We start from the raw sequence: 15408 nt of genomic DNA, 5'->3' as shown, positions 1-15408 counted from the left end.
GTTTCCGGTCAAATTACCAGCAAAATAGGTGTTGCACCGCGCTCTTTTCATCGAAAAGTCTTGCCGAGTTGCAGTGAAGTCGGTAATTTCTACCCCTTACGATTTTAGGATCTCAGGTAACCACTAAAACCATGCCTCATATTAGTATGCGCGGCTTACCCCAGGCAGTCGTTGCAGAGCTTAGCCAAACATTACTGCAGTCTTTGGCGGCTATATGTAAAGGTAAAGCTGAGAGTTTTACATTAGATTGGATACCCAGCATCAGTTACCGTAATGGCAGAATTGATCAGCGCTTTGTCCAAATCGAATTGCTTTGGTTTCCGGTAGACCCTGATATTCATCTTAAAGTAGAACAAACAATCAGGTTGGCAGTGACAGAGGCCTACCCAGAATTAACGCAGATAGCTGTGATGTTTTTGTCACTGACCCCAAGCGCTTCCTATCGGGGTGGTCAGCATGTTTAAAGGAGGATGCCTTGCTAGATAAGCTTGGTGGAATAGCCGTTCAACCCGAGGCTTTAACGTGGTTGCTTACGCCATGCCGATTTAAGGCAGAGTTACTCACTCGCATCGAAAATGCCAAGACCAGCATCTATATCGCTGCACTCTATTTAGAAGATGATGAAGCAGGGCGAGAGATTTTACAGGTATTGATGACGGCGAAGGCTAATAATCCTGCGTTGGATATCAAAGTGTTGGTTGATTTTCACCGTGCGAGACGCGGCTTGATCGGCCATAAGGGTGATAGCGGTAATTATTTGATGTACCGCAAAGTCATGGCTGAGGCGAAGCATCCCATAGAGATTATGGGGGTGCCAGTCAAGTCACGTGAATTTATGGGCGTATTGCACCTTAAAGGCTTTGTGATTGATGATGCTGTGATTTACAGCGGCGCAAGTCTTAATAACATCTATCTACAGCAAAACGATAAATACCGTTTTGACCGCTACCATGTGATTGAGTCGGCAGAGCTTGCGCGCAGCATGCGGGCAATGATCCAGCGTTATATCATTGCCGATCCGGCTGTCACATCGCTCACTCAAGATGCGCAGCAGGAAGTGTTACCGCCTAAAACGGATGTACGCAGCTTTAAATTACGCCTGTCTCAGGCGCAGTACGAGTTTAACGAGACTCGCAGTGGCAATCGTGTGACGCCATTACTTGGGCTAGGCCGTAAACATAACCTATTGAATAAAACGGTTATTGCCATGGTTGAGGAGTCAAAAGATAGGCTGTTTATTTGCACGCCTTACTTCAATCCTCCGTATATTTTGGTCCGTGCCTTAGCTAAACATCTGCGCAAAGGCAAACGGATTGATATTGTCGTCGGGGATAAAACGGCGAATGACTTTTATATTCCGCCTGAGCAAGATTTCTCCACCATCGGTGCCTTGCCTTATTTGTATGAACAATCGCTGCGTAAGTTTGCGAAACGTCAGCAGTGGGCGATTGATAATGGTCAGCTCAATATTCACCTGTGGAAGCATGGGATCAACAGTTATCACCTTAAGGGCATCAGTACCGATGGTCGTAAACATTTGATCACAGGCTCGAATCTAAACCCAAGAGCATGGGCATTGGATCTTGAGAATGGCATACTGATCCACGATGAAACGGGTAGCTGGAAGGCGCAATTTGAGGCCGAGCAAGCCCATATCCTTGAGCATACACAGAGGTTATATCACTACAGTCAAGTAGATACCTTGCAAAGTTATCCCGATCCCGTGAAGAAGATTATGAATCGGATTAGAAGGTTAAAAGCAGACTTTTTGCTAAGACGTATCCTGTAATCGATAAGCATAAGATAAAAACCAAAGCCCACCATAAGTGGGCTTTGTCGTTTAAGCATGGCAACATGGATTAAGTTTTTTGCGGCAATAGCGTTTGATGGGTATCGTTTTGATCCCGCGCATAATGCAAGGCCACAATCACTAAAAGCACCATCACAGCGCTCAGTAAACCGATACTTAACTGACCTCCCATAGGCACGAGCGACATGGTTAATGCCGCCAGTCCTGCCCCAAAGTTTTGTAAACCACCCAGCAAAGCCCCCGCAATTCCCGCTTGACGCGGAAAAGGTTCTAACGCAGCTGAGGTTAATGTAGGGAATAGCATGCCCGCACCACTAAAAAACAGAATCGAACCAACCAATAAGCTCCAGCCGACGACCAGTTGAAACAGCCCAGGGATCAACATAAACAGCGCACCAGCGCCGAGCAAAGCTACACCTTGGAATACCGAGCGTTGTGCTTGTTTTTGTCTACCCGCAATCAGTGCGCCGAGTAAATAGCCTGGGATAGGCGCCACAAAATAACAGCTCACCATAAAGGGCGTTAATTGCAGATATTGGCCATAGAGTACGCCCGCAATGGCTTCAAAGGCGGCAATGCCCGCAAAGGTGGCGATTAATGAAAATAGATATGCCCTAAAGCTGCGATGGCGTAACACATGGCGATAGGAGGCTAATACCGGTTGTTGCTCTCGTTTGTCCTTTGGTAAAGATTCTTTAAAGCCAAAACAAAGCAGTAGCCAAACAAAGACACCGAATCCAAATAAAACCCAATAAACGGCTTGCCAACCGAAGTAAGCTGAAGCGAGGCTGCCTAAAAAGGGCGCTACCAAGGGAAGAAATACCACTGCCATGGACACATAACTGTTAAATTTTAATAAGTTATCACCAAAATAATGATCCCTTGGAATGCTGCGGCACAGGGCGCCCGCACTGGCTGTACCGAGGCCTTGGAGCAGACTTGCGCAAATTAACTGATTAAAGCTTGTGGCTTGTGTGGCCAGTAACGCGCCAATTATAAAGATCCCAATACCAATCAGCAGTGGGAGTTTACGGCCATATCGGTCAGATAATGGGCCATAGATAAATTGAAATAAGCCGTAGGCAAGTAGATAACAGGCCATGACTGCTTGTAGCTTGCTTGCATCAACGGCTAAGCCTTGGGCAATCAGCGGGAGCGCTGGCACAAAAATCGTTTGGGCCATCTGTCCGCAGGCAACCATAAAGACCAGCATAAAGAGCAATCGAGTGGCACTTCCTGCTGATGGAGTTGACGCTTTTGCTGAGATTAAAGACGGTTTTTCGCCTGACATCATAATTCCGTAAAAAAGCACAGTTGAACGATGGCGCGCATCTTACGCCCAAAATCGAGCAGTTCAAGTGTTAATCATCTTGATTTATTGGAATATTTTTTAATCCAACGCATAAGTTTTTCTATGCTTTTATGGCTGTAAAATTAAGCTTACATTTGGTTTTCATCTTGTTAATTAGGTTTGTAAATTGATACAGGCCATACTCTTATGCCAACGAAAAGAAGCTGTTTGTTAACATGGATTTTTAATGCTTAAAGAAAAACATTAGCGATAGATGAATGGGACGGAGAGAAAAACCTCTCCATCTCGGCAAGTGATGCATTGAACTGCAATATTAAGACGCGATATCAGTTTGGGAGCTTTTCTAAGCCAGTTAATATCTGGTATCCCACAGTCACCCGTGGCGGCACAGGATAATTTTTATTACTCAATAACACCATTGCCAGCTTTTTAGCTGGAATATAAGCCACATAGGCGGCAAAACCGCCAGTTGAGCCAGTCTTATTTATCCAGACATTTTGCTGTGGCGATTGGGGTGGTGTGATGGCTTTCACTGGCATGCTGCCAAACACAACGTCTTGAGTATGTCCAGCAAGGAGGTTATCAAGGCTAATCGGATAGGGATAGTGCTCCCAAATCATCTCTTGAGTCATCGGGCCTACATCAAAATAGCCCGTATGGGTGGCATCAATGGCACGTTGCAACCTTGCTGGCACCGAATGCTGCTGCATATTGGTTTCAACAAAGCGGAGTAGATCCACTGCCGTCGTTTTTATTCCGTAGGCCTCATCGGCTAACACACCTGGATTGAGGCGTACTGGCTGATCTTGCTTATTGTAGCCTTGGGCATAATCAGCCATTTTATTCGTTGGAACCATAAGATAGCTGTTTGTCATACCAAGTTGTCGAAAGAGAGTTTGCTCTACTGCCTCAGGAAAGCCTTGACCAAGTTGCTTTGCCGCGATCACACCGAGAAGGCCAATGCTGGGATTGGCATAATTTCGATGTGTACCAGCGGGATAGGCGGGTTGCCAGGCTTTAAAATAGCTTATTAATTCAGTGTTATTGGTGACATTATCGGGCACTTGCATAGGCAGATCGCCCGCAGTATGGGTGGCTAAATTAATGAGATTAATCTGGTCAAAATGGCTACCAGCTAATTCGGGCAGATATTGGCTGACCTTATCTGTCAGCGTCAGTTTACCCTCAAATTGAGCGTATGTTGCGAGGGTCGCGGTAAAGGTTTTACTGATAGAACCAATCTCAAATAGGGTATTTTTACTGACTTTTTCAGCTGTATTTTTTGAACTGACGCCATAGGGAAAGAAGTATTGCTGCCCGTTCATACTGATCCCGAGCACAGCCCCTGGGATCCCATATTCGGCCATCAAGGGGTTAACCGCAGAATCGACAATACTTTTTATTGTCTTAGTGTCTTGGGAGGCGGTTAAGGCATTTTGTGGGGTGGCATGCACCATCAATGGTGCTACAAGCAAAATTAACCCAAGGCTGGTTGAGCCTAACGTATGTGAATTTAATGGAGAGATAGTCATACAATTCCTTTCACTTTTATGGTGATAGTTAGAGTGATGTCGCTAGGGCGTGTTGACGTTTCTGCTGCGTTATCGTCCATAACTACACAGCACGGACTTTGCCTTGCATAAACGCCAGTCAAATTTCTGCAAAATATCCCTGAAACGTCAACACGTTCTCATCAGTTGGGTGAGATATAAAAAATTATCACAACTTAAATCAGATTGACCATCAGATTTCGTCTAAGTGGTTTTATCTGAGTCGACAATCTAATAAAGAGTAAATAATATATAAATCATTGTATTTAAATATTATATTTCGAAATTAGTATGTTTATTTATGCAAATGAAGAGGGTTTAGAGATCATTCAACCACACATTTATTTTCGTCAAGAATAATGCTTTTAGATTAGGCTAATTGCACCTTTATCGGCCAAAGGATACACTGCGCCTCCGCGAAATAATGGCATACGCTTTGTACTGCCTTTTAAAACGAGTTTGATTGAGAATTGGTTGCTATGGCTCTTGCCCCACACGCTGTACATCGCTTATATGAATACCGCAAATCCATTTCGACTAAACCTTTTGGCGCTCGTGGTAAAAAACTCATTCGCTGCCCCTTGTGTTTATTAGGCGAGCAATTTTGTACCTGCTCGCTGCGAAAGCAGTTAACCACTCAGGCTAGCTTTCTGCTTATCATGTATAACGATGAGGTCCTTAAGCCAACAAATAGTGGCCGTTTGATTGCAGATCTTATCCCCGATACCCACGCGTTTCTTTGGTCGCGCACCGATCCTGCTCCAGAGTTACTTGCACTTTTAAGCAGCGACCATTATCAGCCGTTTTTAGTGTTTCCGGCACAATATGCGGACCAAGGCCAAACCGTTTTAAGCCAAGTCCCTATGGCCACGCTTGCCAAAGGTAAACGTCCCTTGCTGATTATGCTCGATGGCAGTTGGCGAGAAGCCATTAAGATGTTTCGTAAGAGTCCTTATTTGCAGGGCTTGCCTATCTTGTCTTTTGATCCTGATACTTTAGCCACTTACGCACTACGTAAGGGGAGTCACGATTTTCAACTGGGAACGGCAGAAGTCGCGTCACTTGCATTGGCTGCGATGGGAGAAGAGGCAAATGGTAAAGCATTAACGGCATGGTTCGACCTGTTTGTGGAGTCATCATTACTGGGGCGAAATCGTCGCTGCCGTGAAGATATTCTCCCGATTAGTGATTTTACCAATGCCTTTGAAGTGGCTTATACCGCTGCAACGCCTTAGGGCGTGTTGACGTTTCGAGATTAAATTTTGTTCGTTCTGGCAAGCTCGTGCTCGCGAAACGAGGAATGATGTGTAGTTATTCTACTCAAATGACGAGCAGCTCTTATGACAGAAAGTAAGAACAAGAGCTTGCCAGACGAACCCTTCGGGCAGCATTTGGCTGGCGTTTCTGCTGCGTTATCGTCCGTTTATGTAGAATAACTACACTTTTGCCTTGCATAAACGTCAGCCAAATTGCTGCAAAAATTACCCAGAAACGTCAACACGCCCTAGCGATGTCATGAAAGAAAAATCCCCTCGAGGGAGGGGATTACCAAGCTTAATCAGATGGTTGACCCGATAGATTAAACGGCGACTTCTTTTCCATCGAGTTTACGGATCACCACAGTGGCAGCACGTGGGCGAAGCACAACACCTGTCGGTGTGACTTCTGCGGCATTGTTTGAATAAGGCCAGTTACCTGGATGCTGAATGTTAGCAAATACCGTTTTGTAATCAGGGCTTATAGCAAAACCTGTGACTTCACAATCGTTTGGACCAACGAAAAAGCGTTTTAACTCCATCTGGTTTTTGGCTGTCACACTGGTTTGTTTATTGGCACTATCAAGCAGTGTCGAAGGGACAATCGCCAGCATTTGATCGTTTGTTTCTTCTGCGACTTCTTCAGCGCCATTATCGGTTTGTACCCATAAAATACCACGCTTATCAAAGGCAAGACCATCTGGGCTAGCAAATTGGTTTAGATCCGTTAAGCCAGAGAGGTTTGTTTCTGCATTACCATCACTTGGCGAGCCAAAGACAAAAATATCCCAGGTAAATTCAGTCTCTTTATCAGCTTCATCCCAACGAATAATATGCCCAAAGTTATTTTTCAGTCTTGGGTTTGCAGGGTTGGCTTCGGTACGTTTCGAGTTATTCGTCAGTGTTAAATACACTGAACCGGTGAATGGATCGACCGCGCACCATTCAGGGCGATCCATTGGGGTCGCACCCAGTAAATCTGCAGCACCCGCCGTATTAAGGATAATATCAGCAAGACTTGCAAAGCTATTACCTAAGGTTTTGCCGTCGGTCGTTTGACTATCTAAAGTCAATGGCAACCAAGCGCCAACACCGTTTTCATTAAACTTAGCAGCATATAATGTACCTTCATTCATATACTTATCACCGATTTCGAGGCGATTGCTGCTGTTGGCATCCTGTGGGTTCCAAGGTGCTGCCGACACGAATTTGTAGAGGTACTCAAAACGCGCATCATGGCCAGAGTAAAATACTACGGGTTGACCTTCACTCAACTTACCGAATGTACAGCCTTCGTGGCGGAAACGCCCTAAGGCTGTGCGCTTAATTGCGCGCGATGTGGGATTGTATGGGTCAATTTCCACGATATAGCCATGACCGTTGGCTTCATTGCGATAATCATCCCGAGCGCTAACTCCCTTAGGCGTCACATCAAAGCGGCTAAACTCATCAAGGCGCTCTTCATCTTGACCAGCAAGATCATCCCAACCATAACGGCTTGACGTTTTACTGATCCCGATTCGAATTTGATCGCGGGTGAGGGTGCTACGGTTTACGAAATACTCAGGCCAATTTTCCTCACATGTGAGGTAAGTCCCCCAAGGCGTATAACCATTGCCGCAGTTATTTAAAGTGCCGCGTGCTTGACTGCCATCGGGAGAATAGCGGGTTTCAAGTAATGGAGAATAGGCGAGAGGTCCAGCGATATCCATCACTGTCGCGCCGGTAAAGCGGCGATTATGTTTGTCGTTATACACAACTTCCCATTGATTATTCGTCAGTTTGATTCTGACAACAGACACACCGTGGGCATTAATTTCCTTACGCACTTCATCGACAATGGTGCGTAAACCCGTCGTTGCATCGACCGTTGGACCATTAGGATGTAAGGCTATTTCATCGATATATTCATGGTTAATACACAATAAACCATCATCACCTGCTTGGTTCAGTGGGAAGAAATGCATGCCATCGTGGTGCATACCCACTGAGTTTGCTTGGTCATCTGCAGTATTGCTGCCATCGGCTTTCCATGGTGCAGCTTTAGCATTTAATGGCGTTCCCCATGGCGCAAGTACTTGAGCGCTATAACCTTCAGGAACGACTACAGCATTTAAGCGTGCACCTTTGACTGAGGTAAAGTTAAGCTTAGCGCTACTTTTGGTTGGTGGTAAAGGTGGTACAGGATCTACTGGGATTGGAGAAGAAGAACTGTCAGAACCACATCCAGTCAACCCCATGCCAGCAAAGGCAGTCATAGCCCCAAGACCTAATCCACTTTTGACAAAATTACGACGAGATAAATGTTTATCCAACACTTGATTAAAAGGTTCGTTATTACTTTTATTATAGCGTGTAGGATCAAAGGTGGCCTTGCTCATATTTTACTCCAGCTAGTACGAAGAATGAGATTTCGTGGCTAAGCCTAAAGTATCAATATGACACTAACGCTGATTTTATATGACAGAAATACTGCAATTAACAATTTTAACGCTCATTAAAATGGAACCTAACTTAGAAAATGCCCCTTGAATTACTGTTATTAATTAAGTAAAAAGTGGATATTAATCTTCTTTCGGTTTTAGATAATGGCGTAAGGAGCGCGGATCAGTATGCCCTGTACGAGCCATGATGTACAATATATCTTTATTATTTTCATGTAGTTGTGTAACACACCCACTTCGTAAACTATGGGCGCCATAATATTGCGCGGGTAATCCAGCTTTTAGACAATATTGTTTAATGATCCGATAAATATCATCTCCATTTAAGAAACCACTATTTCGGCTAAATGTAGATTTGGGCTTACTATTATCGTTTACGTGATACGGTCTTAATGTCTTGCCATCACGGGAAATAGATCGAAATAAATGCCCATCAGTGATCTGACTTTCATTTAACCATGATTTTACTGCATGATAAGCCGCAAAAGGTTCAGAATCGGGTAAACTCTTCCACTCTCTTAACCCTTGCTGATTACTTTTAGAAAAGGGCAGACGCACTTTTAATTTATCCCGCATAAAACTTAAATAATGCACCTTCAAATTTGCTAATTCGGAGCGGCGAAATCCCCCCTGTAAACCGAGTTGAATGATGGCCTTGTCTCTTAGACGAAGTAGGGGATGGGGCTGTTGATCTACAGCTTGGATCAATAATTCAACTTCATCGTACATTATGGGTTGCTGATCATAATCTTGAACTAGACGATGATGATTACGACTCAAACCGCGCATGACTCGAATCACCTGCGGGTGCTCAGTAGGTGTCGGAAAACCTGCTTGAATATGGTAGAAACGAATGGCGGCAATCCGCGTAGTTAAAGTTTGTTTGGAAAGCTGCATCCCAGTGCTAGCTTGCAGTAATTCTTTTTGATGACCGATAAATGAAATAATACTGCGCGGATCGGCTGGTAAAGATTGCAGATTATGTTCGAGGCAATACTGTTCAAAAAAACTAAAGCTAATTCGATATACACGGCGAGTATTGTTGGATATTTCATACTCAGTTTCGGAAGCTGCATTATAAAAGTCAGCATGCACGGATTGAGGAAGTGAACTTTCTTCAAAAAATGTCTTATCACCTTGTGTAAATGGCTTTGTTAAATTCGCGCTTATACCCACCGCTTGATGAGAATGACTGTCATCCGCGGTATAAATTTGAATCGATTTTGACATTAATGTTATTTCACTGCCGATAAAACTGGCTAAATTATACGGAAATAGTCGCCATTACTACCAGTGATAAACGTCATTATCACTGGTAGAAGAATTGTTTGAATTTAAAATAATCAAATTGGTTATAAATAAAACAATTAATGAAGTGATAGGTTAAGGAGCGTGAAATCTTTATATTGTCTAAATATAACCATCGGCAACCCTTTAGAATAACTCCGCTTAAATATTAGCCAATCGCACTGGAGCAATCCAAATTTTGCCGATAAAACACTCAACCTGAATTTTTATGTTTACTACAGAGTGTGGCGAAACTAGCCTATTTTTAAACTATGGTTTAACCATTTTATTGGCTAAGGGGAAGAATGTTTGCATATTGTATTGGTTAGAATTTAGCCTCAAAAAACAGGGGATTAGCCATCACTATCGAAGTGAAGCAGATCCTTTTCTCCTCAGATTTACTTCAATGAAAAGCCATTGCAAAAAACACTAGATAAAATGGTGTAACCATTCTTTTGTATTTCAGCATTTATCGTTATCATGTTGCCTACCAAGGGCTATAATTTTCTACATAAATGACGACAACCTATTTTTGGGAATACCACCATGCCGCACCGACCGCTGGGCGCAAATTATTGTTATTAGATAAAGCGGAATTAGTATTCGCCCTACCATTAATTTATCGCATGGTTCATCCAGATGTTGTAGGGGAGAAGGCCGAATGGTTTAACTTAATAGCGCAAACATCTACGAGTTACACTGAATTAATCGCTAACTTAAATGTGCTAGTTCAATTGCGTAAAAAAAATCAAAATGTTGATCTCCAATTGCAACTGATTAATCGAATGCTGAATCAGTATTTTAGTGATTTAGGCTGGCGCACGGTTCGCAAAGAACTTTCACAAATTAAAAAGCGTCAGAAGAAGTCGCATATTGAAGTGAGCAAGGATATTATTTTACGGTTAAAGCGCTATATGGAACTTGAACGTTTAGACAGTTTTGATCAAGCCATCGATACGTTATTATCTGAGCATGCCGCAGCCGTTTTTATCGCGAATGAAGAACAATCTGCCGACTAATATTCATTTGAGTTAACAACTTTAGGTTTTAAATCGTCGTAACGTGACTTCCTGATTATGTAACGTAAACTAAAGAGAACTAAGCGGTAGCCTATGTTGTTTGATGGGTGTTTAATCGCAAAAAATTTACCAATGCTTCTTACAGGGAAAACCTATGTCAATGCCAAAAAAGCTATCAGTACTTTGCCGAGTTGAACCAGGTTGTCTTGGACCAGATGGTCGCGAACATATTGAAGCTTTTTGCAACTTAGCACAGCAAGCAATGAAGCATTTTGCTGTCGACTTAGTGACGTGGACCTTAGTGCCTCGTTACGATAAAACTTTACCTGAAATGGAATATAGTATTGATAACAAATGGTTATCTCGCTCTCAGGTTTCTATATATTTCAATACATTAGGTCAAGACCTCGACACATTTGAAGAAGTCTTTAATGATAAGCTCACCGCATTTATCAATTTATATTTAGCCAGAAAGTCATAGTGACTAGGTTTATAGCACTCACCATTTCCTCAGTCTTAGACCTTTTCTTGTTGAAGTGTAGGGTAAAAGGGTATCTATATGTCTTATTCAGCGTCTCAGCCTGACGAAGGCTCAGCTTTAATCTCACGATTACAGCAACAATTTGGTTTTTCAGAATTTAGACCGGGCCAAGGTGAGGTTATCACTCAGCTATTAGCGGGCCAATCGAGCCTGGCGATATTTCCAACGGGCTCAGGAAAATCACTCTGTTACCAATTTACCGCGCTTCAGCTTCCCCATTTAACCTTAGTGGTTTCACCTTTGTTGGCCTTGATTAAAGATCAATTGAATTTCTTGCAACAGAAGGGCATTAAAGCGGCAAGTATCGACTCAACTTTAACGCCAGAACAGACCCAACAGGTCATGCGAGAGGCGCGTTCAGGCCAGTTAAAATTGTTGATGGTGTCAGTTGAACGCTTCAAAAATGAACGTTTTCGGCAGTTTATTCAATCTATTCCACTATCAATGCTGGTTGTGGATGAAGCCCACTGTATCTCCGAATGGGGGCATAATTTTCGTCCCGATTATTTGAAATTACCCGATTATTGCCGTGAGTTATCGATTCCGTTAGTGCTGTTACTCACCGCTACCGCAACGCGAAAAGTCAAACAGGATATGGCGATTCGTTTCGATATAAAGCCACAACACATTGTGCAAACAGGTTTTTATCGGTCAAATCTTGATTTAACAGTGCTACCTGTTGCCAGTGAAAATAAATTACGAATACTCAAGCAACAACTACAAAGTTTTGATGGTGCGGGGATTGTCTATGTGACGTTGCAGCATACAGCGGAAGAAGTTGCATCACAACTTTGCAGCATGGGCTTTGTTGCTCAGGCTTACCATGCGGGGTTTGATGATGATAAACGTCAGCAAATTCAGCATGATTTTATGCTAGGTCAGACTCAAATCGTCGTTGCAACCATCGCCTTTGGCATGGGGATTGATAAAAGCAATATCCGTTTTGTGATCCACTATGACTTACCTAAATCCATCGAAAACTACTGCCAAGAAATTGGTCGCGCAGGGCGTGATGGGCAACTTTCCCATTGCGTTACCTTAGCTAATTTGGATGGTATCAACACTGTAGAAAACTTTGTGTATGGCGACACACCGGAGCTAGCAAGTATTGCCACCGTGATTGACAGCATTAGCCAAGAAACCCAAGCTAATTATTGGGAAGTGCAACTGAATCAGTTAGCCAATCAGAGTAATATTAGATTGCTGCCACTTAAGACTCTTCTGGTACAGCTTGAACTTCAGGGCGTGATCAAACCGCTTTATGCCTACTACGCTGATGTTCAATATCGATTTCTCCAACCTCAAGCGCACGTATTAAGTCAGTTTTCACCTGAGCGTCAGGCATTTTTAACCCAAATATTTACGCACACCCAAATGAAACGTGTTTGGGGAAGTTTAGATTTTAATGCGCTTTATCAGGCCACGGGAGCTGAACGCAACCGCGTGTTGGCGGCCTTAGAATACCTTGCAAGTCAGCAACTCATTGAATTAGAAACCAAGCAAATTACCGATGTATATCAGGTGGAAACCGTCAAATTGTCTACGCCCACGTTAGCAAAAGATCTCTATCACTATTTTGCCGATAAGGAAGCCAAAGAAGTGGCTAGGATTGCCCAATTAGTGCGATTCTTTGAGCTAACAACTTGCTTAAATTACAATTTAGCGCGCTATTTTGACGATAATGCAGCACCTAAATCCTGCGGTCATTGCAGTGTTTGTCGCGGTCAAGTGGCCAAACTCACGTATTCCAATACGCCAATTTGGCCAGAGGATCAGCGTATTTGTGCCGATCTTAACGAACTTAACCAACTCGTTAGAAGTAAAGGTATGGTGCCACTTTCCCTTGAAACCCAATGCCGCTTTTTAGCGGGAATGAGTCTGCCGATCTTCACCCGTTTACAAGTGCGTAAACTTGCAGGTTTTGGTCGCTGCGAAAATTTAAGGTATGCCGAAATAAAACAAAGATTACAACATTTGATTTAAAACAAGCAGATACTTAAAGGCATATCCTAAGATATGCCTTTAAAAACGTTGAATTTAAAAACTCACATTTAACAACCTAGATACACTTTGCAGGTTTAGGCAATCCCGCAATTTTTGTCGCCTGTTTAGCAGGGCCTACAGGGAACAGTGTGTAGAGGTATTTGGAGTTGCCTTTTTCGGGTCCGAGTGTTTGGCCAATGGCTTTGACTAATACGCGAATCGCTGGGCTGGTTTTATATTCCAGATAAAAATCTCTAACAAAGTTAATGACTTCCCAATGGGCGCTGGTCAGTTCAATATTTTCTTCTTGGGCTAACAGCGGCGCCATATCGGGGTGCCAGTCGGCGATATTTTTTAAATAGCCTTGATGGTCGCGCTCGATGTCGACACCGTTAAACATAAGCGGATTTACCACGTGATCACCTTATCATGCAAGAGAGATTGCGCCACAAACTCGTTGTAATCAATCTGATTAATATTTTTAAGACGCTCGCCTAAGCCACGGGCGACTACATCGTCTTTAAGTACCATCACCTTAAAGGGTGAAAGTGCCATTGCCCATTGACGCAACAATAGGGCATTAACGCCATCGCTAGAGAGTAAAATCGCATCTTCTTTACAGGCATAACGTAGGCAAAGCTTAAGGGCATTGTCTCGGCTGGGCGACGTTTGAATATGATGTAAAATCATTAGAATACTAAGACCTCATCGACCAACTTTAAATGAGCAGAAATCGCTTCATCATTTAAGATTGTCACCGGTATGGATAATAAACCATGGCTTAATCCATAGTCACCTAAGGACTGTTTACAGGCGAAAACCGTTTCAATATCATAGAGGGGTAAGGCTTTCAGTGTCGCAAGATAATCTTTTCCACCAATAAGCTCAGGTTGTTGATCTTTAAGAAGGTGCAATACACCTTCATCAATAAATACGACACTCACTTCTTGTTCAAAACTAGCACTTAGCAAAGCAAGATCTAAGGCTTCACGGCCTTTTGTCGTGCCATGGGGCGCACTTCGAAACAATATACAGATTTTTTTCATAGGATTTCCGAAGCTTAAAAGCAGATCAACCGATCGGCTGATTCAATACCCGTGACCAGTTCACCCAGCCCACCCATAATGAACGAACTTTGCACATTCCAATGGCTTAGACCGTTTTCTAGTGCTTCCTGCTGTGACACTATGCCACGTCTAAGCGCGGCCGATACACAGTTTACCAATGACACTTGGTGCAGCGCTGCCAGTTGTTTCCACCCCATTACGACATCATATTCGTCGGATGCTGGTAAATTAAAGTCAGTAGAGTTATACACGCCATCCTGATAGAAAAAGACACAGACAACGTCATGTCCGCTTCGAAGCGAGGCTTGGGTGAAACGTAGGGCATTCACACTTGCCGACGAACCATAGGCTGGCCCGTTTACTTGGATAATAAATTTGCTCATCATAAAAAAAATGGCCCTATAAGTAGGGCCATTTTAGCGTAAGTTTCCCTAAAAAGGGATCAATCATCGTTACCAATACCAAGCAAATGCAAAATGGCAATGAACAGGTTTAAAAAGTCCAAGTACAAGGAGATAGTTGCACGGATGTAATTAGTCTCACCGCCATTTACGATTCGGCTAGTATCGAACAGAATAAAGCCTGTCATCAACAATGCCAGACCTGCGTTAATCGCCATAAACGCGACGCTGTTACCGACAAAAATATTAATAATAGCGGCAGCAATCACTACTATCAGTCCTGCAAATAAGAAACCACGCATGAAAGAGAAATCCTTCTTGGTGGTGACGGCATAGGCTGACAGAGCAATAAAAATGACCGATGTTAACCCAAAGGCTTGCATGATCAACTCGGAGCCGTTTGTCATTCCTGCGTAATGGTTAAGCATATAGCCTAATGAGGCGCCTTCCATGCCCGTAAAGGCAAACACCCAGAAAATGCCTGCGGCTGAATCGGCTTTCCGAAGCGTGACAAAAAGCAGCACTAAACCACCGATAGATAAACCAAGTGACATCAGCGGGCTGATATTGAGCGCCATCGCTAAACCTGCACATAATGCAGAGAAGGCTAGGGTCATGGCCAATAATAAATAAGTATTTTTAAGAAGTTTGTTCACTTCTAAAGTTGTTGCACTCGTTGAGTACAGGGTTTGCTGAGTCATATCTTGCTCCATTAGCATTTAATCCAAACTGATCATT

General features: G+C 43.3%; 15 protein-coding genes. 6 read left to right on the top strand and 9 right to left on the bottom strand.

All coding sequences use genetic code 11. From position 1 onward, the window contains the following. The first annotated feature begins 131 nt into the window (after positions 1-131). Both SO_RS10965 and pssA read left to right on the top strand, forming a co-directional pair. On the top strand, positions 132-464 hold the full coding sequence (locus SO_RS10965; protein ID WP_011072371.1) for a DUF1904 domain-containing protein: 333 nt from the start codon (positions 132-134) through the stop codon (positions 462-464). 11 nt (positions 465-475) lie between these two features. Further along, positions 476-1789 (top strand): CDP-diacylglycerol--serine O-phosphatidyltransferase, encoded by a 1314-nt coding sequence (pssA, locus tag SO_RS10960; protein WP_011072370.1) that lies wholly within the window; start codon positions 476-478, stop codon positions 1787-1789. Positions 1790-1859: 70 nt separating this feature from the next. Here the strand turns inward: pssA and emrD are convergent, their stop codons facing one another. Then, complete coding sequence (gene emrD / locus SO_RS10955; RefSeq protein WP_011072369.1) at positions 1860-3104, bottom strand: multidrug efflux MFS transporter EmrD; 1245 nt, start codon at positions 3102-3104, stop codon at positions 1860-1862. Between the two features lie 344 nt (positions 3105-3448). Beyond that, complete coding sequence (gene ampC / locus SO_RS10950; protein WP_011072368.1) at positions 3449-4654, bottom strand: class C beta-lactamase; 1206 nt, start codon at positions 4652-4654, stop codon at positions 3449-3451. Between the two features lie 497 nt (positions 4655-5151). Here ampC and SO_RS10945 point away from each other — a divergent pair, with 497 nt between their 5' ends. Continuing rightward, positions 5152-5907 carry a tRNA-uridine aminocarboxypropyltransferase gene (locus SO_RS10945; protein ID WP_011072367.1) on the top strand — a complete coding sequence of 252 codons (756 nt, stop codon included), beginning with the start codon at positions 5152-5154 and terminating at the stop codon, positions 5905-5907. 344 nt (positions 5908-6251) lie between these two features. Here the strand turns inward: SO_RS10945 and SO_RS10940 are convergent, their stop codons facing one another. Beyond that, on the bottom strand, positions 6252-8309 hold the full coding sequence (locus SO_RS10940; protein ID WP_011072366.1) for a PhoX family protein: 2058 nt from the start codon (positions 8307-8309) through the stop codon (positions 6252-6254). A gap of 183 nt (positions 8310-8492) precedes the next feature. After that, positions 8493-9602 carry a tyrosine-type recombinase/integrase gene (locus SO_RS10935; RefSeq protein WP_011072365.1) on the bottom strand — a complete coding sequence of 370 codons (1110 nt, stop codon included), beginning with the start codon at positions 9600-9602 and terminating at the stop codon, positions 8493-8495. 572 nt (positions 9603-10174) lie between these two features. On the opposite strand from SO_RS10935, the gene SO_RS10930 reads away from it, so the two are divergent. From SO_RS10930 to SO_RS10920, 3 genes are all read left to right on the top strand, one after another. After that, a complete protein-coding gene (locus SO_RS10930; RefSeq protein ID WP_011072364.1) occupies positions 10175-10678 on the top strand; it encodes a hypothetical protein in 504 nt (167 codons plus the stop codon). A gap of 154 nt (positions 10679-10832) precedes the next feature. Beyond that, complete coding sequence (locus tag SO_RS10925; protein ID WP_011072363.1) at positions 10833-11159, top strand: hypothetical protein; 327 nt, start codon at positions 10833-10835, stop codon at positions 11157-11159. Positions 11160-11237: 78 nt separating this feature from the next. After that, positions 11238-13202: a RecQ family ATP-dependent DNA helicase gene (locus SO_RS10920; RefSeq protein WP_011072362.1), complete on the top strand. Its 1965-nt coding sequence runs from the start codon at positions 11238-11240 to the stop codon at positions 13200-13202. Positions 13203-13278: 76 nt separating this feature from the next. On the opposite strand, the gene SO_RS10915 is transcribed toward SO_RS10920, so the two are convergent. From SO_RS10915 to SO_RS10895, 5 genes are read right to left on the bottom strand one after another with little or no spacing between them, the layout of a single operon-like run. Further along, a complete protein-coding gene (locus SO_RS10915) occupies positions 13279-13617 on the bottom strand; it encodes a TusE/DsrC/DsvC family sulfur relay protein (protein ID WP_011072361.1) in 339 nt (112 codons plus the stop codon). Then, positions 13611-13892, bottom strand: a complete 282-nt coding sequence (gene tusB / locus SO_RS10910; protein WP_011072360.1) for a sulfurtransferase complex subunit TusB — start codon at positions 13890-13892, stop codon at positions 13611-13613. The genes SO_RS10915 and tusB overlap by 7 nt, the downstream gene beginning before the upstream one ends. Then, positions 13892-14248, bottom strand: a complete 357-nt coding sequence (gene tusC, locus SO_RS10905; RefSeq protein WP_011072359.1) for a sulfurtransferase complex subunit TusC — start codon at positions 14246-14248, stop codon at positions 13892-13894. The genes tusB and tusC overlap by 1 nt, the downstream gene beginning before the upstream one ends. A gap of 14 nt (positions 14249-14262) precedes the next feature. Beyond that, positions 14263-14652 carry a sulfurtransferase complex subunit TusD gene (gene tusD / locus SO_RS10900; RefSeq protein WP_164925875.1) on the bottom strand — a complete coding sequence of 130 codons (390 nt, stop codon included), beginning with the start codon at positions 14650-14652 and terminating at the stop codon, positions 14263-14265. A 59-nt stretch (positions 14653-14711) separates the two neighbouring features. Then, the gene (locus tag SO_RS10895; protein ID WP_011072357.1) at positions 14712-15371 is read right to left on the bottom strand and encodes a Bax inhibitor-1/YccA family protein; all 660 of its coding nucleotides are present in this window, start codon (positions 15369-15371) and stop codon (positions 14712-14714) included. Positions 15372-15408 lie beyond the last annotated feature (37 nt).

The sequence above is a fragment of the Shewanella oneidensis MR-1 genome (genome assembly GCF_000146165.2).
GTDB classification, from domain to species: Bacteria; Pseudomonadota; Gammaproteobacteria; order Enterobacterales; family Shewanellaceae; genus Shewanella; species Shewanella oneidensis.
This window is presented reverse-complemented; position numbering and strand designations above follow the sequence as displayed.